The following is a 19,013-nucleotide window of genomic DNA, read 5'->3' as shown; positions in this document are numbered from 1 at the left end:
TCCTGGTGTCGGGGCCGGACCGCCCTCCACAACCGTGACGCACGGCCGCCTATTCCGCGCACGTACCCGTGTGGCCACCGTGCACACCAGCCACCAGACTGGCCCCATGACGGAAACGGAATCCATCGCCTACGACGTCGTGGTGCTCGGTGCCGGACCCGTGGGCGAGAACGTGGCCGACCGCACCCGCGCGGCCGGTCTGTCCACCGCGGTCGTGGAGAGCGAGCGGGTCGGCGGCGAGTGCTCCTTCTGGGCGTGCATGCCCAGCAAGGCACTGCTGCGCCCGGTGATCGCCCGCGCGGACGCCCGCCGCGTACCCGGCCTGTCCCACCTCGTGCAGGGCGCCCTCGACGTGCCCGCGGTCCTCGCCCACCGGGACTACGAGGCGTCGAACTGGCGGGACGACGGCCAGGTGGCCTGGCTGGACGGCATCGGGGCCGACCTGTACCGGGGGCACGGGCGTCTGGCCGGGCCGCACACCGTCACGGTGACCGGCCCCGGGGGAGAGCACCATGTGCTGACCGCCCGGCACGCGGTGGCCGTGTGCACCGGCAGCCGCGCGCAACTGCCCGACCTGCCGGGGCTCGCCGAGGTGAACCCGTGGACGAGCCGCGAGGCGACGAGCGCGCAGTCCGTGCCGGGCCGCCTGATCGTCGTGGGCGGCGGTGTGGTGGCCACCGAGATGGCCACGGTCTGGCAGGCCCTCGGTTCCCGGGTCACCGTCCTGGTCCGCGGCAAGGGCCTGCTGTCCCGGATGGAGCCCTTCGCGGGGGAACTGGTCGCCGAGGCCCTCACGGAGGCGGGCGCGGACATCCGCCTCGGCACGTCCGTCGAGTCGGTCCGGCGCGAGGGCGGCACCCTCGTGGTCGTCACGGACTCCGGAGACCGGCTCGAGGCGGACGAGATCCTCTTCGCCACCGGTCGGGCGCCCCGCACGGACGACATCGGCCTGGACACGGTCGGTCTGGAACCCGGGTCGTGGCTGTCGGCCGACGACACGCTCCGGGTGAAGGGCAGCGAGTGGCTGTACGCGGCCGGTGATGTCAACCGTCGTGCGCTCCTGACCCACCAGGGCAAGTACCAGGCCCGCATCGCGGGCGAGGCGATCGCGGCCCGGGCGGCGGGCGTGCCGCTGCTGGAGACGGATCCGTGGGGCGCCCACTCCGCGACCGCGGACCACGCGGCCGTGCCGCAGGTGGTGTTCACCGATCCGGAAGCCGCGGCCGTGGGCCTCTCCCTGGCGGAGGCCGAGGGGGCGGGCCGCCGGGTCCGTGCCGTGGACGTCGACCTGTCCTCGGTCGCGGGCGCCGGCCTGTACGCCGACGGCTACCGCGGCCGCGCCCGCATGATCGTCGACCTCGACAGCGAGACCCTGCTGGGCGTCACGTTCGTCGGTCCCGGCGTCGGGGAACTGATCCACTCCGCGAGCATCGCCGTCGCCGGGGAGGTCCCGGTCTCCCGGCTGTGGCACGCGGTGCCCTCGTATCCGACGATCAGCGAGGTGTGGCTGCGGCTGCTGGAGGCGTACCGGGGATAGCCGACCGACCGCCTCGAGCCGTCGGCAGGGGCGGGTCCGGCGCCGTCACGGCCCGCGGCGTTCAGGCCGGGGGCCCGGACGGCCGCTTCGGCAGGGCGAAGCCGAGCGCCGCAGCCGCTCGCTCCGGCGTCGGCTGCGTCCATCGCTCGGCGACCGCCTCGTTCGAGGACAGGGAGCGCAGCTCGGCCCGGTCCAGGTAGAGGGTGCCGTCCAGGTGGTCCGTCTCGTGCTGGACGATGCGCGCCGGCCAGCCCCCGAACTCCTCGTCCACCGCGACCCCGTGCTCGTCCAGTGCCCTCAGCCGCACCCGCGCGTGCCGGGCCACCACCGCCTGCCAGCCCGGCACGCTCAGGCAGCCCTCGAAGAACGCGGCGCGCTCGGCGCCGACCGCCTCGTACGACGGGTTGACGAGCACCCGGAAGGGCAGGGGCACCCGTCCGCGTGCCGCCCGGACGTCCGCAGGCACGGGCGCCGGGTCCTCGACGACGGCGATCCGCAACGGCACTCCCACCTGCGGCGCCGCCAGGCCCACGCCCGGTGCCGCGTGCATCGTCCGGCGCAGGGCCCCGACGAAACGGGCCAGGAGCGCGGGTCCCAGCTGGCCCTCGAAGGGCTCGGCGGGGCGGCGCAGCACCGGGTCCCCGGCGGCGACGATGGGCAACGGGCCCTCGCGGGCGAGGAGTTCCTCGACCCGCTCGGCGATCGGGCGGTCGTTCGGGTTCGTCTGGTCGACCACGGAAGCCATCCTGCCAGCATGACAGGCCGCTCGACGGCCCGTGCCGGTCCACCGGCGCGGGCCGTCGGCCCCGGCCCGCCGGGGGTCACCCCTCCGGGAAGTCACCCGCCAGCACCGACGCGAGCCGCAGGTGCCGTTCCGCCTCGGCGGAGCGTCCCTGACGCTGCAGGGTGCGCCCCAGCAGCAGCCTGGCATACCGCTCCACCGGCTCCCGCTCCACGATGGTGCGCAACTCGGCCTCGGCGCGGCGCAGTTGGGCCGAGTGGTAGTACGCGCGCGCCAGCATCAGCCTGGGGCCGGTCTGCTCCGGCACCTCGTCCACCAGTCCGTCCAGGACCTGTGCCGCGGCGTAGTAGTCCTTGGCGTCGAAGAACGTCCGCGCCCGCTCCCAGCGCTCCGCGGGCGTCCCGTGGTTGTAGTACCCCGTCTCCACCAGAGACCTCCTTCCGCGCGCACAACGGCGACGGGCGGGCGGAAATTCCACGGGTCCGGGGACACGCGGTGGCGGCAGGTGCCGTGGCCGCGGCGTCGGCCGCGGCCACCGCCGGCGCTAGGCCGCCAGTTCGGCGTTCGCGCGCTTCAGCACCAGTGTCAGGACGCGGCCGGCCGTCTCCAGATCCTCCTGAGGGATGCCCGCGTACAGCAGGGAGGCGGCCTCCTGGGCGGCGGCCTGCAGCCCGTCGAACAGGTCCCGGCCGCCGGCCGTGAACGACACCCGCCCCTCCGGGGACACCTCCAGCAGCCCGTCGGCGATCAGCCCGTCGACGGCAGTCCGGGCCACCGCCTCGTCGGCGACCTTGAGCGCGTCCTCGAGGCGGGTCACGAGCGTGGCGTGCTCCACGGTCCCGCCGTGGTCCACGAGCGCCCGCAGCGCCACCGACTGGTCGAACGTGATGCCGGTACGGGCGAGCACGCGCTCCAGCAGGGCGCGGCTCGCGTAGTGGGTGAGGCCCAGGAGCCGGCCGTTGGCGACAGGGGTGGGGTGGGTCATGACTGATCCTCTTCGGTCGGACGGGTGCCGGCACCCGGCGTGCCGGCGCCGCCGGTCCCGCGGCGGGCGGCGGACGGATCGAGCGGTGCGTCGAGCAGGGTGCGCAGCGCGTCCCGGAACTCATCGGTGCGGGCACTGTCGCGCCCGCCCAGCGGCCGGAGGAACTGCTCGTGCAGCAGTTGGACCACCTGGATCGCCTGCCGTGCGACCTCCTGGCCCCGGGCGGTCAGCGAGAGCCGTACGGCCCGCGGGTCCGCGGGGTCGCGGGTCCGGTCCACGAGGTCGGCCGCCTCCAGGGCGCGGGCGAGCTTCGAGACGTAGAGCGCCTCGAGTCCCGTGTGGTCGGCCAGCTCCCGCTGGCTGGGGCGCCGGCCGGTGCGGTGCATGCCGAACAGCGTGGCGACCAGCGCGTACTGCGCATGCGTCAGGCCGAGGGGTGCGACCGCCCGGTCGACGGCCACGCGCCACTTCATCGACAGCCGCCAGACGAGGAAACCGGGCGTCGCGCCCTCCGATGCCATGCTCATGGCTCATACGGTACATGGCTACTATGTACATGGCTACTATATTTTTGGCTGCTGTCTTCCCGGGTGCGGTCGATCGGCCCGGGCGTACGCCCGCGCGCCGTTCCCGGTGACCCGTCCGATTCAAGAGCGCCCCGACGGCGGGTGGAGGGCCTGACGCGGGCGCCCCCGCGGGGCTAGGTTGGGCGGCATGAGCAATCTTGATCGCGAGGCGGTGCCCGCCGTGTGCGGTGGCCGCGGATTCGTGGTGGCCGAGCCGGTGCGCGAGCTCCTCAGCCCCCGCCGGGTCCCGCTCGGCGAGTCCACCGAGGTCCGCCGGCTGCTGCCCAACCTGGGCCGCCGCATGGTCGGCGCCTGGTGCTTCGTCGATCACTACGGGCCGGACGACATCGCGGACGAGCCCGGCATGCAGGTGCCGCCGCACCCGCACATGGGGCTGCAGACCGTCAGCTGGCTGCACGAGGGGGAGGTGCTGCACCGTGACTCCACCGGCAGCCTCCAGACCGTGCGCCCACGTCAGTTGGGCCTGATGACGTCGGGCCGGGCGATCAGCCATTCCGAGGAGAGCCCGAAGCCGCACGCCCGCTTCCTGCACGGGGCGCAGCTGTGGGTGGCACTGCCGGACGCCCACCGCCACACGGCCCCGCGCTTCGAGTACCACCCGGAACTGCCCGTGCTCGACGCGCCCGGCCTGAGGGCCACGCTGATCCTGGGGGAGATCGACGGCGCGGCCTCGCCCGGTACCACGTACACGCCGATCGTGGGCGCCGACCTCGCCCTGGCGCACGGGGCGACCGCACGGCTGCCGCTGGAGGCGGACTTCGAGTACGCGGTCCTGTCGATGTCCGGCGAGGTCCACGTCGACGGCGTACCGGTCCTGCCGGGCTCGATGCTCTACCTCGGCTGCGGACGCCGCGAACTCCCGCTGCGCGCCGAGTCGGACGCCGGCCTGATGCTCCTGGGCGGCGAGCCGTTCGAGGAGGAACTGATCATGTTCTGGAACTTCATCGGACGGACCCAGGACGAGATCGAACAGGCCCGCCGGGACTGGATGGAAGGCACGCGGTTCGGCGAGGTGAAAGGGTACGACGGGGACCCCCTGCCGGCCCCCGAGCTGCCCTCCGTGCCTCTGAAGCCGCGCGGAAGGGTCCGCTGACCTGGTGGGCGAGGCGGCGGTGACATGGTCGATCGAAGCTGGGAGAGCGGTTCCCGGGAGCGGTGCAGGAACGCCTGCCCGAGCAGCCGACCCGCCGCACGAAGGCGCTCGCCGGTGCGAAATACTCTCCCGGTGAGTTCACGTACTTCCCTGACCAGTCAGCCGATCACGATACGGAGGGCCGTCGCGCGAGATGCCAGACGGCTCACGCGGCTCGTGCGCGGCTCAAGCGCCTACGAGGGTAAGTACGCAGCCGCGGTCGCGGGCTACCGGGTCGGTCCCGATTACATCGAGGCCCACCGCGTCTTCGCAGCCGTCGGCACCGACAAGCAGGGAGATCGGGTCCTCGGGTTCTACTCGCTCGTCCTCGCTCCACCGGAGCTCGACCTGCTGTTCGTCGCCGACGAAGCGCAAGGACGGGGTATCGGACGACTGCTCGTCGCGCACATGCAGTCCGAGGCCCGTGTCGCCGGGCTCGACCGTGTCAAGGTCGTGTCGCATCTTCCCGCCGAGGACTTCTACCACCGCGTCGGTGCAGTGCGGATCGGGACCGCGCTCGCGAACCCGCCCGCCGTCCTGTGGGACCGTCCCGAATTCGAGTTTCGCGTTCCTTCGGAATGACGCGGTGTGCGAACCCCACGACCAGCAGCATGAGATGAGCGTGCCCGTCGGCGTCGGCGGGCACCGCGGGAGTGTCTTCCGGCCCCTGGGCGACGTCGCAGCGGCCTGTCCGGGGTGTGGAGCGGAGTCGGACCGGGTGCACTCCCGGCACCGCACGCACGGTCTCGATGTGCGACCTGATCATTTTCTATGGTGACGCGGTGTGCGGGCGTGTAGCGTCTGCGTCAGCTGTCGTGGTTCGGAATTCCCCCTTGCCCACGCCTCTGGTGTGGGCGTTTTGCTGTGCTGTGCCGCAGGGACCAGGGCGATCACCTCCGTCTGCCACAGGAAGTGGGAGGCGTTCATCGACTGGAAGGCGTAAGACATGGCAACGGGAACTGTGAAGTGGTTCAACGCGGAGAAGGGCTTCGGCTTCATCGCCCAGGACGGCGGCGGCCCGGATGTCTTCGCGCACTACTCCGCGATCAACTCCTCGGGCTTCCGTGAGCTCCAGGAGGGCCAGAGCGTGACGTTCGACATCACCCAGGGCCAGAAGGGTCCGCAGGCCGAGAACATCAACCTGGCCTGACCTCGCAGACCTGCCCGAGGGTTCGCGCACGCCGCGCCAGGTGGCCGTCGCCCGTGCGGGCCGAGCCGCCCACCTGGACGAAGGCGCCTGCTCTCGTGCCGGGCGTACACAGGATCAGGGGCCGCGCAGCCGTTGCTGCGCGGCCCTGCTGTTGCGGCGCGGAGCCGGTGGGACGACCTGTGTCCCGAGGCCGGGCACATGGCCGGACTGGCTCAGGCGTCGATGATGACGGGGATGATGAGGGGCTGGCGGCGGTGGGTGCGGAACGCCCAGTTCGCCACGGCGCGGGCGACGAGTTGTTCGAGTTGGCGCGCGTCCCCGACGCCTTCCTCGGCCGCGGTGGCCAGGGTCTTCTCGATGACGGGGATGACCGGCTCGAAGGTGGCGTCGTCGTGGACGAAGCCCCGGGCCAGGAAGTCGGGGGCCTCGGCGAGGGCGCCGGTGTCCGCGTCGACGATCGCCACCACCGTGACCACGCCTTCGGCGGCGAGGGTGAGACGGTCCTTGAGGGACGCTTCGGTGGCACCGCCGACTTCCATGCCGTCCACGTAGACGTTTCCGGCGGGGACCTTGCCGGTGATGGACGCGCGCCCGTCGACGAGGTCGACGACGACGCCGTCCTCGGCGATGACGACCCGTTCGGGGTCGACACCGGTACGGATGGCGAGGTCGGCGTTGGCCCGCAGGTGGCGCCATTCGCCGTGCACGGGCATGACGTTGCGGGGTTTGACGATGTTGTAGCAGTAGACGAGTTCGCCGGCGCTGGCATGCCCGGAGACGTGCACCTTGGCGTTGCCCTTGTGGACCACGTGGGCGCCCCACCGGGTGAGTCCGTTGATCACCCGGTAGATGGCGTTCTCGTTGCCGGGGATGAGGGAACTGGCGAGCAGGACGGTGTCGCCCTTGCCGATGCGGATCATGTGGTCGCGGTTGGCCATCCGTGACAGCGCGGCCATCGGTTCGCCCTGGGAACCGGTGCACACCAGAGTGATCTTGTGGTCCGGGAGCTTCTCCAACTCCTTCGTGTTCACGACCAGACCGGAGGGGACCTTCAGATAGCCCAGGTCACGGGCGATGCCCATGTTGCGGACCATCGACCGGCCGACGAAGGCGACCTTGCGACCGTGCTGGTGGGCGGCGTCCAGGACCTGCTGGATGCGGTGCACATGGCTGGCGAAGCTGGAGACGATGACCCGGCGCGGCGCGGTGCGCATCACCTGCTCGATCGCCGGGTTCAGCTCACGCTCGGAGGTGGTGAAGCCCGGCACTTCGGCGTTGGTGGAGTCGGTGAGGAACAGGTCCACGCCCTCCTCGCCGAGGCGGGCGAAGGCGCGCAGATCGGTGATGCGGTCGTCGAGAGGGAACTGGTCCATCTTGAAGTCGCCGGTGTGCAGCACCATCCCGGCCCGGGTGCGGATCGCGACCGCGAGGCTGTCGGGGATGGAGTGGTTGACCGCCACGAACTCGCAGTCGAAGGGCCCGAACCCGCGCCGGTCGCCCTCCCGCACCCGTACCGTGCGCGGCCGGATGCCGTGTTCCTTGAGTTTGGCCTCCAGGAACGCCAGCGTCAGCTTGGAGCCGACGACGGGAATGTCGGACCGCTCGCGCAGCAGGTACGGCAGGCCGCCGATGTGGTCCTCGTGGCCGTGGGTGAGGACCACGGCCACGATGTCGTCCAGCCGGTCCCGGATCGAGGTGAAGTCCGGCAGGATCACGTCCACGCCGGGCTGGGTCTCCTCGGGGAACAGCACGCCGCAGTCGACGATGAGCAGTTTGCCCGCGTGCTCGAAGACGGTCATGTTGCGGCCGATCTCACCCAGGCCGCCCAGGGCGATGACCCGCAGCCCTCCTTCGGGAAGGGGTGGGGCGGCTTTCAGTTCGGGGTGCGGATGACTCATACCCTGACGGTACCCGGAGAGTGGGAGGGCGTGATCCAATGCCGTGCTCCGACGAGCGCTCGATACGGTCCGCCGCCATGAAGACGTACTGGCGCTCAGGTCGGCATCCGTCTCGTCTGCCCGCCGCCCCGGCCCCCGAGACAACAGGGAGACGCCGAGGCGCAGCAGGGGCATGAGATCGCGGAGTCAGGCGGGGTCGGGGGTGAAACGGTAGCCGATGCCGGGTTCGGTGATGAGGTAGCGGGGTCGGGAGGGCTCCGGTTCGAGTTTGCGGCGGAGGTTGGCGAGGTGGACGCGCAGGTAGTTGGTCTCTTTCTCGTAGCGGGGTCCCCAGACCTCCTGGAGGAGTTGGCGCTGGGTGACCAGGAGTCCGGGGTGGCGGACGAGGATTTCCAGCAGGTGCCATTCGGTGGGGGTGAGGCGGATCTCGCCGGCTGGGGTGGTGACGCGCTTGGCGGCCAGGTCGACGGTGAAGGCCGCTGTGGTGATCAGGGGCTGTTCGTCGGCGGGGGTGGCGCGGCGTAGGGCGGCACGGATGCGGGCGAGGAGTTCGCCCATGCCGAAGGGTTTGGTGACGTAGTCGTCGGCGCCGGCGTCCAGGGCGTTGATCTTTGCGGTCTCGTCGTGGCGGGCGGACAGGACGATGATCGGGGCGGTGGACCAGCCGCGGAGGCTTTCGACGATGTTGATGCCGTCGAGGTCGGGCAGGCCGAGGTCGATGACGGCGAGGTCGGGGGCTGTGGTGGCGGCGGCCTGCAGGGCGGTGGTGGCGTCGGGGGCGGCGCTGGTCCGGTAGCCGCGGGCGGTCAGGGCGATGGTCAGGGCGCGCAGCAGGTGGGGGTCGTCGTCGACGATGAGGATGCGGGTCATGGTGCCGTGGGGAGGGTGAGGGTCATGGTCAGTCCGCCGCCAGGAGTGTCGGTGGGGGTGAGGGTGCCGTTCATGGCTTCGGTGAAGCCGCGGGCGATGGCCAGGCCCAGGCCGAGGCCGTGACGGGTGGTGTGGTCGTCCAGGCGCTGGAAGGGGGCGAAGATGTGTTCTCGCTGGTCGGCGGGGACGCCCGGGCCGTGGTCGGTGACCTGCAGGCGGATCACGTTTCCCTCGTGGCGGGCGTGCACGTGGACGGGCTGGTCGGGTGGTCCGGCGTCGAGTGCGTTGGCGACCAGGTTGGCGATGACGCGTTCCAGCAGGCCGGGGTCGGCCCAGGCGGGGGGCAGGTCGTCGGGGACCTCGATGTCGATGGCGCGTCCCGGGGGCGGCTGGGTGTGCAGGAGGGCGGCAGCGGTGACTTCGTCCACGGTGGTGGCGCGGGGGTGGACGCTGAGGGCGCCGGCTTGTAGGCGGCTGAGCGCGAGGAGGTTTTCGACCAGGTCGTTCATCTTGTCGGCGGAGGCGTCCACGGTGGCCAGGAGTTCGGCCCGCTGGGTGTCGGTGAGGTCCAGGTCGGGCTCGCGCAGGCTGGACACGCACGCCTTGATGCCGGCGAGGGGCGTGCGCAGGTCGTGACCCACTGCGGCCAGCAGGGCGGCGCGCAGTTTGTCGATCTCGGTCAACTCCCGAGCGCGGGCGGCCTGGGCCGCGAGGCGCTCGGCTTGCAGCGCGCGGGCGGCGGCGGTGGCCAGCAGGGTGAGGAAGCGCTGGTCGGCGGCGAAGACCGCCGGGCCGTCCGCCACCAGCCGCAGGTGCTCCCCGGCCGGCACGGACAGCGTCGGATCGGCGGACGGCGGCTCGCCGACGACGGCGGCCGGGTGTTCCCCGTCGGCGTCGCGTTCCAGCAGCGCGGCGCCGGTCATGCCGAAGGTGTCACGGACGTGCTCGAGTACCGCGCTCAGCGGCCGTTCCTCCAGTGGTGCCTCGGTGATGCGTGCCAGGAGGGCGGCTTCGACGCCGCTGCGGGCGGCGGCGGCGCGCTGCCGGGCGGCCAGGTCGACCGCGACGCTGACGGTGGTGGCGACCACCACGTAGACGGCCAGGGTGATGACCAGGTCACGGTTCTCGACTGTCAGGGTGTGGAAGGGCGGGACGAAGAAGAAGTTGACCAGCGCATCGGAGGCCACTGCGGCCGCCAGCGCCAGCCGCAGGCCGCCGGTGGCGGCCACGAGGACCACCGCCGTCAGATAGATGAGCACGACGCTCGCCAGCGAGAGAGAGTCCCTCGCGGGCACCAGGGCCACGGTGAGGACCACCAGGCCGGCCGCGGCGGCGCCGGTCGCGGCCAGCCGACGCCCCACGTCCCGGCGGTGCAGCCGGCCGCTCTCGTGCGGCGGATCCAAGCCCTTCATGATCGAAACGCTAGCCGACCTTCGGCCCGACGCCGGGCGAGGCGTGATACGGCTGCTGCGCGGCCACACGGTCGCTGGAGTCCAGCTGCCACGGCACGCTGGTGACCATCACCCCGCGCTGGAACAGCAGCCGGGCCTTGAGCCGCAGCGCGGACTGGTTGTGCAGCACATGCTCCCACCAGTGCCCGACCACGTACTCGGGGATGTAGACGGCTATCAGGTCCTGGGGGTGCTCGCGGTGCAGGCGCGCCATGTACTCCAGGACCGAGCCGGTGATGTCCCTGTAGGGGGAGGCCATCACCGTCAGCGGAACCGGGATCTCCCGATCCTCCCACTCGGCGCGCAGCGCATTCACCTCCTCGTCGCTGATCTTGACGGTGAGTGCGGTGAGGGTGTCCGGGTGTGTGGCCTTGGCGTAGCCGAGCGTGCGCAGGGTGGGCTGGTGCAGCTGGGAGACCAGCACCACCGCGTGGGTGCGGCTGGGCAGCACGATGCCGCCGGGCTGCGGGCGCAGCTCGCGGGCCACCCGGTCGTAGTGGCGGCGGATGCCACGCATCATGACGTACAGCACCGGCATGGCGATCACCACCAGGTACGCGCCGTGGCTGAACTTGGTCACCAGGACCACCACCAGCACCAGCGCGGTCAGGCAGGCCCCCACCGCGTTGATCATCCGCGAGCGGTGGATGCGCCGCCGCAGCCCCGGATCGCTCACACCCGCCAATTCACGGTTCCAGTGCCGGACCATGCCGGCCTGAGACAGCGTGAAGGAGGTGAACACACCCAGGATGTACAGCTGGATCAGGCGGGTCACCGACCCGTTGAAGGCATAGATCAGGGTTCCGGCCACCACAGCCAGGATGACGATGCCGTTGGAGAACGCCAGCCGGTCCCCGCGGGTGTGCAGTTGCCGGGGCAGGTAGCGGTGCTCGGCCAGGATCGCCGCCAGCAGCGGGAAGCCGTTGAAGGCGGTATTGGCCGCCAGGATCAGGATCAGCGCGGTGGCGGCCTGGATGGAGAAGAACATCACCGAATGCGTGCCGCCGAACACCGCCGCGGCGATCTGCGCGATCACGGTGCGCTGGGTGCCGGTCGCGCAGTTCCCGGGGAAGCCGACCAGCTGGCAGGCGTCGTCGACATAGTGCACGTGGCCGATCATGGCCAGGGCGGTGATACCGGCGAACATGGTGATCGAGAGTCCGCCCATCGCCGCCATGGTGGTGGCCGCGTTGCGTGCCTTGGGAGGCCTGAACGCCGGTACTCCGTTGGAGATGGCCTCCGCTCCGGTCAGCGCCGTGCAGCCGGAGGAGAACGCCCGCAGGGCCAGCAGCATCAGCGCCGTCCCCGTCAGCCCCACGTGCCCCGGCTCGGCCCGGACCTGCCACCCCGCGCTCTCGGCCACCGGCGCGTGACCGAACGCCGTCTGCAGCAGTCCGATGACGATCATCGCCACCACACCCACGACGAACAGGTACGTCGGCACCGCGAACAGCCGGCCCGACTCGCGGACGCCGCGCAGGTTCATCGCGGTCAGCAGCACGACGAAGCCCAGGTTCACCAGGACCCGACAGGAGTCCAGCGCCGGCACCGCGGAGATGATGTTGTCCACCCCGGCCGCCACGGACACGGCCACCGTCATGACGTAGTCCACCAGCAGGGCCGAGGCCACCACCAGCCCCGCCCACGGGCCGAGGTTGCGCGAGGCCACCTCGTAGGAGCCTCCACCGGAGGGGTAGGCCTGCACCACCTGCCGGTAGGACAGCACCACCACCGCCAGCAGGACCACCACCGCGGCCGCCACCCACGGCGCCAGATGCAGATAAGCCAGTCCGCCCAGCGTCAGCACCAGCAGGATCTCCTGCGTCGCATAGGCCACCGACGACAACGGGTCACTGGCGAAAACCGGCAGGGCGATCCGCTTGGGCAGCATCTGCTCACCCAGACGGTCACTACTCAGCGGGCGGCCCACGATCAGCCGCTTGAACGATATTGACACATTTGGTATCCAACGCGCTGATCCCGGCGGCACCCGGATCTTCGCGCGTCCTTGACGCCACCACCGGCGATCTGCACGTCGTCTTAGCGTGACCGGCCAGGCAGCACAGCCCTCCGCCTCACGCGGAACCCGAGGCGGCCGGGCCCGCCGGCGGTGAGCCCCCAGCCGATGAACCAGGACGGCCGGGCGGTTCATGCCGTTTCTCCGAACTGACGGTTGTGGAACCGGGCTTGGGGTAAATTGCGAGCAGTCTCTGGATGCCGGCTCTGGCCGGAGACTCCATGCGCTTGTGCGCTTGGGGTGCCCAGTTCGCGTCGCCGTCCAGCTTGGTTCCCTTCGCGGGAAGAACCCTGGAGGTTGACGCATGCCTGTGTGGCCGTCGCGCCCTGCTCTCGTCGCACTGTCTTTGCTGCCTCTCCTTGCAGTCGTGCTGCTGTCCGCGCCTGCATGGTTGACCTGGCCTTTTCTTCCGTCTCGGCGCCAGCAGATCGTGCTGGAAGTCCTCGACCGGCTCGTCCGATGGACTCGGGCGGCGGTGCCCGGTGCAAGCCGTGGCCAGGGCGGTGGACCCCGGAAGCAGGGGGAGGCGGCGGGTCTGTGACCGGCCGGTCGGCGCGCGAGGTGCTTCCGCGGCCGCTGTGCCGGGGGCTCGGGCCGATCGCGGCCTTCGCCGCGCTGGTGGTCGTCGTGCTCGGCGTCCTGTACGCGGGCGACAGCACGCCCGGCACGGTGGACGCGCGGGTCGGGGCGGCGGTGGGCGGTGTGGGAACGCCGTGGCGGCACGTCGCGCTGGCCCTGGACTTCCTGGGGGAGCCCGTGGGGGCGGCGACGCTGGTCGTGGCCGCCGTGACGGGCTGTCTGCTGCTTCGGCGTCCTCGCGCGGCAGTGCTCGTCGTGGCCGGCCCCGGCACGGCCGTGGGGACGGCGACGCTGCTCAAGTTCCTGGTGGGACGCACCATCCACGACGGGAACCTGTCCTACCCGAGCGGTCATACCGCCTTCGCCACCGCGCTCGCCCTCGTGGTGGCGCTGCCCGTGACCGGCCGGCTCGGCCTCGGCAGGACGGCCGGCACGTCACTCGTGCTCTCCGCGGCGCTGGTGTCCGGCGCCGCCATGGGATGGGCGCAGGTCGCCCTGGGCGCGCACTACCCGACCGACGTCCTCGGCGGCTGGTGCACCGCGCTGGCGGTGATACCGGCGGTCGCCCGGCTGCTCGACCGGGTGGCCGACCGTCTCGTCGACGGGACGGCCGGTGCTGGCCGACGAGAGCAGAGCTGATGCCCCGTCACGCGAAGCGGCGTGACGCGCCGCCATGCCAAGGCGCGTGACGCCCCGTCACGCCAGGCGGCGGAACACCGGCTTCACCGGGCGTCCGGCCAACCAGGGGGTGGGGTCGCCGGCGTCCAGTGCCTTCCGGTACACCGCACATGCCTGGGCCACCACGTCGACGGTGTGATCGATGTCGGCGTCGCCGAGCGCGCTGCTCACCACGAACGACGGGGCCAGTACCCCGCCCGCGAGGAGCCGCCGCAGGAACAGGGTGCGGTACTCCTGCGACGGCTGCCCGTGCTCGTCGAGGGTGGCGAAGACCAGGTTGCTGGCCCGGCCCCGGACGACGACGTGGTCGCCGACGCCCATGGCGGCCGCGGCGTCGCGGACACCGGCGGCCAACCGCTCGCCGAGGGTGTGCAGCCGCGCGGTGACGCCCTCTTCGACGTAGGTGGAGAGCACGGCCATCGCGGCTGCCAGGGAGTGCGTCTCCGCACCGTGCGTGGTGGACAGCAGGAACACCCGGTCGCCGGGGTGACGCAGTCCGCCCCTCTCCATCAGATCGCGGCGCCCGGCCAGTGCGGCGACGGCGAATCCGTTGCCCAGCGCCTTCCCGAACGTGGAGAGGTCGGGGACGACGCCGTACAGGCCCTGGGCGCCCGCCTCGGACCAGCGGAAGCCCGTGATCATCTCATCGAAGACCAGTACGCAGCCGTGCCGGTCGGCCAGCTCGCGCAGGCCGGCGAGGTACCCGGGCGGGGGCTCGGTGTGGGTGGCGGGTTCGAGGACCAGGCAGGCGACCTCGTCCTGGTACCGGGTGAGCAGTTCGTCCGCGGCGGCCAGGTCCCCGTAGGGGAACGTCACGGTGAGGTCGCCGGTCGCTGCCGGAACACCGGCGGACATCGGCGTGGTCCCGATGAACCAGTCGTCGACGGAGAAGAACGGATGGTCGGCGCAGAGGGCCACCCGCGGGCGCCCGGTGGCGGCGCGGGCGAGGCGCACCGCGGCGGTGGTGGCGTCGGAGCCGTTCTTCGCGAACTTCACCATCTCGGCGGTCGGCACCGTGGCCAGGAAGCGTTCCGCGGCTTCGAGTTCCACGACGGACGGCCGGACGAAGTTGCTGCCCCGGTCGAGTTCCCGTCGCACCGCCTCGATCACGCGTGGGTGGGCGTGGCCGAGGCTGACCGACCGCAGGCCGGAGCCGTACTCGATGTAGCGGTTGCCGTCGATGTCCCACACGTGGGCACCGCGGCCGTGGCTGATGACCGGGGCCAGGTTCTCGGGGTACTGGTCGTCGCCCTTGGCGTAGGTGTGCGCGCCCCCGGGGATCATGGCGTGCAGCCGCTCGTTGGCCTTCCGCGACCGGGGCAGGCGGAGCCCTCCGGTGTTCTCGGTGTCCAAGCCGACCTCAACTCCTCTGCTGCTTCAGGACCTCGGCGAGGCTCGGCGCCTCCCGGTCCCGCCGGGACATCGATGTGACCGGCAGCGGCCAGGGAATGGCGAGCTCCGGGTCGTCGAAGGCGATCGTCACGTCCTCGGCCGGGTCGTGCGGGCGGTCGATCCGGTACGAGGTGTCGGCGGTCTCGGTCAGGGACTGGAAGCCGTGCGCGCATCCCGCCGGGATGTACAGGGTCGCCTGCGTCTCGTCGGACAGTTCGAAGAAGGCCGGGTTGCGGTACGTCGGCGAGCCCGTCCGCAGGTCCACGACGACGTCGAAGATCCTCCCGTACGAGCAGCGCACCAGCTTGGCCTCGCCGGCGCCGGAGCGCAGGTGCAGGCCGCGCAGCACGCCCCGGGCCGAGCGGGACAGGCTGTCCTGGACGAAGGCGTCCGGGTCGAGGCCCACCGAGCGCACCACGTCGGCGTCGAAGGTGCGGCAGAAGAAGCCGCGCTCGTCGGCGTACGGGGTCGGCTCGAACAGGTACGCGCCGGCGATCCCCGGGACTTCCGTCGCTTTCATGGAGCCTCCCGCAGGGCGTGGTGGGCGTGGTCGGCCGCCGGGAACAGGGCCGCCGTCAAGGTGGTGAACTGGTGCTCGAGGCGCTGGACGGCGTCCAGGTTCCGCTCGGTGAGGGTCCGCCGCAGCTCCGCCGATCTCTTCTCCAGCGCCCGGAACTGCTCGAGCAGCCGGTCGGCGTCGACCTCGCGCGCCGGGTGGCAGTACGCGCCCAGCCCCATCCGAGCCATGAGCGCGTCGCTCTTCGCCGCATAGCTCAGCGCCAGCGTGGGCGTGCCGACCTTCAGCGCGCAGATCAGGTTGTGGTAGCGGGTCGCCACCACGGTGTCGGCAGCCGCCGTCTCCTTCATCAGGCCGGCCAGGGAGGTCGCCTCGGCCACGGTGACCAGCGGCGAGTCCACCGCGTCGAGGATCGCGGCGACCACCGGCCCGTCGACCTCGTCGCCGGTGAGCAGCCGTACCGGTCTGCCCTCCGCCACCAGCGCGCGGACGAACCGGGTCGTCCCGTCGAGGTAGCGCCGGTGGATCTCCTCGGCCCGCGCGCGGTCGCCGTCGCCCCCGTGGAAGTCCATGACACCGACGCAGACCAGGCCCGGCGGTCCCGGGGACGCGCTCGCCGGCGGCGTCGGCAGGGCGAACGCGAGGTCCGGGTGGACCGCGTCGCCTGCGGTGTCCACGCCCATCGCCCGTATCGCGTCGCGGGACGGGGCGTCCCGGTACGACCGGTAGGCGGCCAGCCGCGCCGACCAGCGCACCAGCGTCCGGGTGGCCCGGTTGCCGATCGCGGCGGCGCCGACGCCGACCAGCGCGACCCGGGTGCCGGACAGCCGTCCGGTCGCGCAGAGCAGGAACAGCGAGTACGGGAAGCCCCACGGCCGCAGCGGCAGTGTGGCCTCCAGGACGCCCATGCCCGGGACGATCACCACGTCGTGCCGGCGTACCCAGGCGGCGGTGCGGAAGACGTCGACGAGTTTGCCCAGACCCTTCGCCGCGATCGCGCCCGCACGCGACGCGGTCCGGTACTCGCCGCGGTACCAGTGCAGCCGCGTCGCGGGGATGCCGTACCGGGCCGCGACGACCTCGGGTCCGCCGCACAGCGCGTCCACGGCCACCTCCGGGTGCCTGCTCCGGAGGTATCCGAGGACGGCCTCGAGCGACCCGTCGTTGCCGAGGTTGCCGGAGCCGAGCAGGCCGAACACCCCGACACGCACCGGAGCCCCGGCCCCGGGCGTCATGCCCGCCTCCCCTCACGGCCGGCCACCAGGGCGTCGACGGAGAGGGCGAGAGGGCCCGGGTCGACCGGGGCGCGGTCCTCGACCCGCTCGCCGGCACCCGGCCGGACCCGGCTGGCCATCCACGCGGCCAGGTGGCGGTAGCACGCGCGCCGGTCGGCCGGGGACAACGGCGCCCGCCCGATCGCCGCGACGAAGCCCCAGACGTACTCGGCGAGCAGCCGGGGCGTCGGGTGCAGCGGGCCCGCCCGGCGCGGGTCCAGGTTGACGCACCGGGCGCGCTTGCCGGGGTTCGCCCGCTCGGCGCGGGTGGGGTGGTCGCGGCGGAAGTACAGCACCTCAGGCACCTGGTGGAAGGGCCCGTGCAGGACGATCTCGGCGACGAACGTGCGGTCCGCGTGGTGGTAGCTGTCGAGCGGCTTCACCCGGCGCAGCACATCGGCCCGCAGCACGCCGTAGAAGTCGTCGCCACCGGGCTCGAACAGCAGACTGCGGAAGCGCTCCGGTGCGTGCGGCGAGTCGGTGGCGAGCCCGTACTCGTACGGGACCTTCAGCCGGCCGGCGCCGTCGATCACCGCCTGACCGGTGTGCGCGAGGATCGTCTCCGGCCGCTCGTCCAGCGCCTCCACACAGCGCCGCAGCAGGTCCCGGCCGTACAGGTCGTCGTGCGAGGCCCACTTGAACAACTCGCCGCGGGACTCGGCGAACACATGGTTGTGGTTCGGCGTGGCACCGATGTTCCGGGGCAGCCGGAGGTACCGGATCCGCGAGTCCTTCGCGGCGTACCTGCGGCAGATGTCCTCGGTCCCGTCGGTCGAGGCGTTGTCGGAGACGACCAGCTCGAAGTCCTCGTAGGTCTGGCCGAGCAGGGCGTCCAGCGACTCGGCCAGGTACTCCTCGCCGTTGTACACGGGCAGGCCGATGCTCAACCGGGGATGGGCGGTCATGGCGTCCTCACTTCGATGGAATCTCGGTGGTGCTCCCGCAGGGCGGCGTGCAGCTGCAGCCACCACACGGCCGAGCTGCTGACGGTCGCGGTGGCGACTCCCCAGGCCGAGCCGATCGTGCCGGCGACCACCGCCCCGCCGAGGCCGCCGCCGGCATAACAGGCGGAGGCGAACATCTGGCAGCGCAGGCTGCGCCGGGCCGCGCCGAGCGCGCGCAGCCCGGCCGCCGCGCCGGTGCCGAGGCTGGCGCCCGCGACGCCGAGCGTGGCCGGCACGATGAGCTGCGAGGCGGAGTGCCAGACGCCGCCGAGCAGGAGCTCGCCGAGCCGGTCCGGCACCAGCAGCAGCGCCGCGCCCCAGAGCACCGCGGCGGCGGCCTGCCCGCCGCCGAGCAGGAGGCAGAAGGCGCGCAGCCGGTGCGGGGCCTGCCGCAGCACCCGTGCCGCCTCCGCGACGGTGACCAGCGACAGTCCCATCAGCACGGCGAGGAACGGGCCGAGCAGCAGCTCCGCACCCCGCACCGCACCCACCGCGCCGACCCCGACGATCAGGCCGAGGCCGTACGCCCGCAACTGGTACGCGCCGCTGAGGCCGACGTTCTCCACCAGGTACCGGTAGCCGAGGTCCCGCTGCTCGCGCATCCACCCGCGTGCTCCGCCCATCCGGGGCCGGATGCCGGACTGGAGGCAGCCGTACGCCGCGGCCACCGCGGCGGACGCGCCCCAGGCGAGCACGAACGCGGCCACGCCGCCCGTCCGGGCCGCCACCACCATGGCCGGGACGAGCGCGACGCCCCACACGACGTCGTTGACGAACGCCTTCCGCCCGGCGCCGGCGGCGAAGAACGAGTACCGCCAGGCGTCCTGCAGCAGCAGTGCCGGCAGCACGACCCCGAGGACGGCGAACGCGGGCCCCACACTGCCGCCGAGGGCAAGTCCGGCCGGCAGACACACCGCGCCGACGGCGGTACCGACGCCGAGCGCGGTACCCGACGAGCGGGCTACCGCCCCGCGCCAGGACGTCTCCGGTACGCCGCTGAAGCGCACCACGAGCGGGTCGGTGGCCAGCCCGCGCGAGATGTTGAGCACCACTCCGTAGGTCACCCAGGCCAGGCTGAACACGCCGAACGCGGTCGGCCCCAGGGAGCGGGCCACGTAGAGGCCCACCACGAAGTTGCTCAGGCTGGAGGCCGCCTGGTCGGCCAGCCCCCAGGACAGCCTGCCGACCATGGCCCGCTTGGCGGTCCCCTCGGCGCGTCCGGCCGGTGCCGTCGTCTTCTCCTCCTCGGTGGTCATCGGT

The 19,013-nt window shown here is 72.2% G+C and carries 18 protein-coding genes; 5 read left to right on the top strand and 13 right to left on the bottom strand.

Annotated features, from left to right (window positions below; all coding sequences use genetic code 11):
- Positions 1-106: 106 nt before the first annotated feature.
- Positions 107-1,537: a dihydrolipoyl dehydrogenase family protein gene (locus ACFYMU_RS16375; RefSeq protein WP_388373287.1), complete on the top strand. Its 1,431-nt coding sequence runs from the start codon at positions 107-109 to the stop codon at positions 1,535-1,537.
- A 61-nt stretch (positions 1,538-1,598) separates the two neighbouring features.
- Here ACFYMU_RS16375 and ACFYMU_RS16370 read toward each other — a convergent pair whose 3' ends face one another.
- The 4 genes from ACFYMU_RS16370 to ACFYMU_RS16355 form a co-directional block, all read right to left on the bottom strand.
- On the bottom strand, positions 1,599-2,282 hold the full coding sequence (locus ACFYMU_RS16370; protein WP_388373286.1) for a peptide deformylase: 684 nt from the start codon (positions 2,280-2,282) through the stop codon (positions 1,599-1,601).
- Between the two features lie 76 nt (positions 2,283-2,358).
- Positions 2,359-2,706, bottom strand: coding sequence for a tetratricopeptide repeat protein (locus ACFYMU_RS16365; RefSeq protein ID WP_388373284.1), 348 nt, complete (start codon positions 2,704-2,706; stop codon positions 2,359-2,361).
- 117 nt (positions 2,707-2,823) lie between these two features.
- On the bottom strand, positions 2,824-3,264 hold the full coding sequence (locus ACFYMU_RS16360) for a MarR family winged helix-turn-helix transcriptional regulator (protein ID WP_388373283.1): 441 nt from the start codon (positions 3,262-3,264) through the stop codon (positions 2,824-2,826).
- Positions 3,261-3,791 (bottom strand): MarR family winged helix-turn-helix transcriptional regulator, encoded by a 531-nt coding sequence (locus ACFYMU_RS16355; protein ID WP_388373281.1) that lies wholly within the window; start codon positions 3,789-3,791, stop codon positions 3,261-3,263. Before ACFYMU_RS16355 ends, ACFYMU_RS16360 begins: the two co-directional genes overlap by 4 nt.
- Before the next feature lie 187 nt (positions 3,792-3,978).
- Here ACFYMU_RS16355 and ACFYMU_RS16350 point away from each other — a divergent pair, with 187 nt between their 5' ends.
- The 3 genes from ACFYMU_RS16350 (at position 3,979) to ACFYMU_RS16340 (ending at position 6,133) form a co-directional block, all read left to right on the top strand.
- On the top strand, positions 3,979-4,944 hold the full coding sequence (locus tag ACFYMU_RS16350) for a pirin family protein (RefSeq protein WP_388373280.1): 966 nt from the start codon (positions 3,979-3,981) through the stop codon (positions 4,942-4,944).
- A gap of 132 nt (positions 4,945-5,076) precedes the next feature.
- Positions 5,077-5,565: a GNAT family N-acetyltransferase gene (locus ACFYMU_RS16345; RefSeq protein WP_388373279.1), complete on the top strand. Its 489-nt coding sequence runs from the start codon at positions 5,077-5,079 to the stop codon at positions 5,563-5,565.
- A 364-nt stretch (positions 5,566-5,929) separates the two neighbouring features.
- Positions 5,930-6,133, top strand: coding sequence for a cold-shock protein (locus tag ACFYMU_RS16340; RefSeq protein ID WP_388373277.1), 204 nt, complete (start codon positions 5,930-5,932; stop codon positions 6,131-6,133).
- A 212-nt stretch (positions 6,134-6,345) separates the two neighbouring features.
- Here ACFYMU_RS16340 and ACFYMU_RS16335 read toward each other — a convergent pair whose 3' ends face one another.
- From ACFYMU_RS16335 to ACFYMU_RS16320, 4 genes are all read right to left on the bottom strand, one after another.
- Positions 6,346-8,031, bottom strand: a complete 1,686-nt coding sequence (locus ACFYMU_RS16335; RefSeq protein ID WP_388373275.1) for a ribonuclease J — start codon at positions 8,029-8,031, stop codon at positions 6,346-6,348.
- A gap of 186 nt (positions 8,032-8,217) precedes the next feature.
- Positions 8,218-8,901, bottom strand: coding sequence for a response regulator (locus ACFYMU_RS16330; protein ID WP_388373273.1), 684 nt, complete (start codon positions 8,899-8,901; stop codon positions 8,218-8,220).
- Positions 8,898-10,313, bottom strand: a complete 1,416-nt coding sequence (locus ACFYMU_RS16325; RefSeq protein ID WP_388373271.1) for an ATP-binding protein — start codon at positions 10,311-10,313, stop codon at positions 8,898-8,900. Before ACFYMU_RS16325 ends, ACFYMU_RS16330 begins: the two co-directional genes overlap by 4 nt.
- Before the next feature lie 10 nt (positions 10,314-10,323).
- Positions 10,324-12,318: an APC family permease gene (locus ACFYMU_RS16320; RefSeq protein ID WP_388373524.1), complete on the bottom strand. Its 1,995-nt coding sequence runs from the start codon at positions 12,316-12,318 to the stop codon at positions 10,324-10,326.
- Between the two features lie 588 nt (positions 12,319-12,906).
- Here ACFYMU_RS16320 and ACFYMU_RS16315 point away from each other — a divergent pair.
- Positions 12,907-13,587, top strand: coding sequence for a phosphatase PAP2 family protein (locus tag ACFYMU_RS16315; protein WP_388373269.1), 681 nt, complete (start codon positions 12,907-12,909; stop codon positions 13,585-13,587).
- Positions 13,588-13,644: 57 nt separating this feature from the next.
- Here the strand turns inward: ACFYMU_RS16315 and ACFYMU_RS16310 are convergent, their stop codons facing one another.
- From ACFYMU_RS16310 to ACFYMU_RS16290, 5 genes are read right to left on the bottom strand one after another with little or no spacing between them, the layout of a single operon-like run.
- On the bottom strand, positions 13,645-14,979 hold the full coding sequence (locus ACFYMU_RS16310; protein WP_388373267.1) for a glutamate-1-semialdehyde 2,1-aminomutase: 1,335 nt from the start codon (positions 14,977-14,979) through the stop codon (positions 13,645-13,647).
- A 7-nt stretch (positions 14,980-14,986) separates the two neighbouring features.
- A complete protein-coding gene (locus tag ACFYMU_RS16305) occupies positions 14,987-15,538 on the bottom strand; it encodes a dTDP-4-dehydrorhamnose 3,5-epimerase family protein (RefSeq protein WP_388373265.1) in 552 nt (183 codons plus the stop codon).
- Entirely contained in the window at positions 15,535-16,770 is a 1,236-nt protein-coding gene (locus ACFYMU_RS16300; protein ID WP_388373263.1) for a polysaccharide pyruvyl transferase family protein, read from the bottom strand. The genes ACFYMU_RS16305 and ACFYMU_RS16300 overlap by 4 nt, the downstream gene beginning before the upstream one ends.
- Positions 16,767-17,714 carry a glycosyltransferase family 2 protein gene (locus ACFYMU_RS16295; RefSeq protein ID WP_388373261.1) on the bottom strand — a complete coding sequence of 316 codons (948 nt, stop codon included), beginning with the start codon at positions 17,712-17,714 and terminating at the stop codon, positions 16,767-16,769. The genes ACFYMU_RS16300 and ACFYMU_RS16295 overlap by 4 nt, the downstream gene beginning before the upstream one ends.
- Positions 17,711-19,009, bottom strand: coding sequence for a hypothetical protein (locus ACFYMU_RS16290; protein WP_388373259.1), 1,299 nt, complete (start codon positions 19,007-19,009; stop codon positions 17,711-17,713). The genes ACFYMU_RS16295 and ACFYMU_RS16290 overlap by 4 nt, the downstream gene beginning before the upstream one ends.
- Between the last annotated feature and the right edge of the window lie 4 nt (positions 19,010-19,013).

It is taken from the genome of Streptomyces sp. NPDC007264, assembly GCF_042869095.1.
Taxonomy (GTDB): domain Bacteria; phylum Actinomycetota; class Actinomycetes; order Streptomycetales; family Streptomycetaceae; genus Streptomyces.
The sequence above is the reverse complement of the archived record's forward strand: the minus strand, read 5'-3'. Positions and strand labels throughout refer to the sequence as shown.

Coding starts and splice junctions, on each gene's coding strand:
- ACFYMU_RS16300 (WP_388373263.1), bottom strand. CDS start 16,770: ATGACGCCCGGGGCCGGGGCTCCGGTGCGTGTCGGGGTGTTCGGCCTG.
- ACFYMU_RS16295 (WP_388373261.1), bottom strand. CDS start 17,714: ATGACCGCCCATCCCCGGTTGAGCATCGGCCTGCCCGTGTACAACGGC.
- ACFYMU_RS16355 (WP_388373281.1), bottom strand. CDS start 3,791: ATGAGCATGGCATCGGAGGGCGCGACGCCCGGTTTCCTCGTCTGGCGG.
- ACFYMU_RS16360 (WP_388373283.1), bottom strand. CDS start 3,264: ATGACCCACCCCACCCCTGTCGCCAACGGCCGGCTCCTGGGCCTCACC.
- ACFYMU_RS16350 (WP_388373280.1), top strand. CDS start 3,979: ATGAGCAATCTTGATCGCGAGGCGGTGCCCGCCGTGTGCGGTGGCCGC.
- ACFYMU_RS16370 (WP_388373286.1), bottom strand. CDS start 2,282: ATGGCTTCCGTGGTCGACCAGACGAACCCGAACGACCGCCCGATCGCC.
- ACFYMU_RS16325 (WP_388373271.1), bottom strand. CDS start 10,313: ATGAAGGGCTTGGATCCGCCGCACGAGAGCGGCCGGCTGCACCGCCGG.
- ACFYMU_RS16290 (WP_388373259.1), bottom strand. CDS start 19,009: ATGACCACCGAGGAGGAGAAGACGACGGCACCGGCCGGACGCGCCGAG.
- ACFYMU_RS16330 (WP_388373273.1), bottom strand. CDS start 8,901: ATGACCCGCATCCTCATCGTCGACGACGACCCCCACCTGCTGCGCGCC.
- ACFYMU_RS16375 (WP_388373287.1), top strand. CDS start 107: ATGACGGAAACGGAATCCATCGCCTACGACGTCGTGGTGCTCGGTGCC.
- ACFYMU_RS16305 (WP_388373265.1), bottom strand. CDS start 15,538: ATGAAAGCGACGGAAGTCCCGGGGATCGCCGGCGCGTACCTGTTCGAG.
- ACFYMU_RS16340 (WP_388373277.1), top strand. CDS start 5,930: ATGGCAACGGGAACTGTGAAGTGGTTCAACGCGGAGAAGGGCTTCGGC.
- ACFYMU_RS16335 (WP_388373275.1), bottom strand. CDS start 8,031: ATGAGTCATCCGCACCCCGAACTGAAAGCCGCCCCACCCCTTCCCGAA.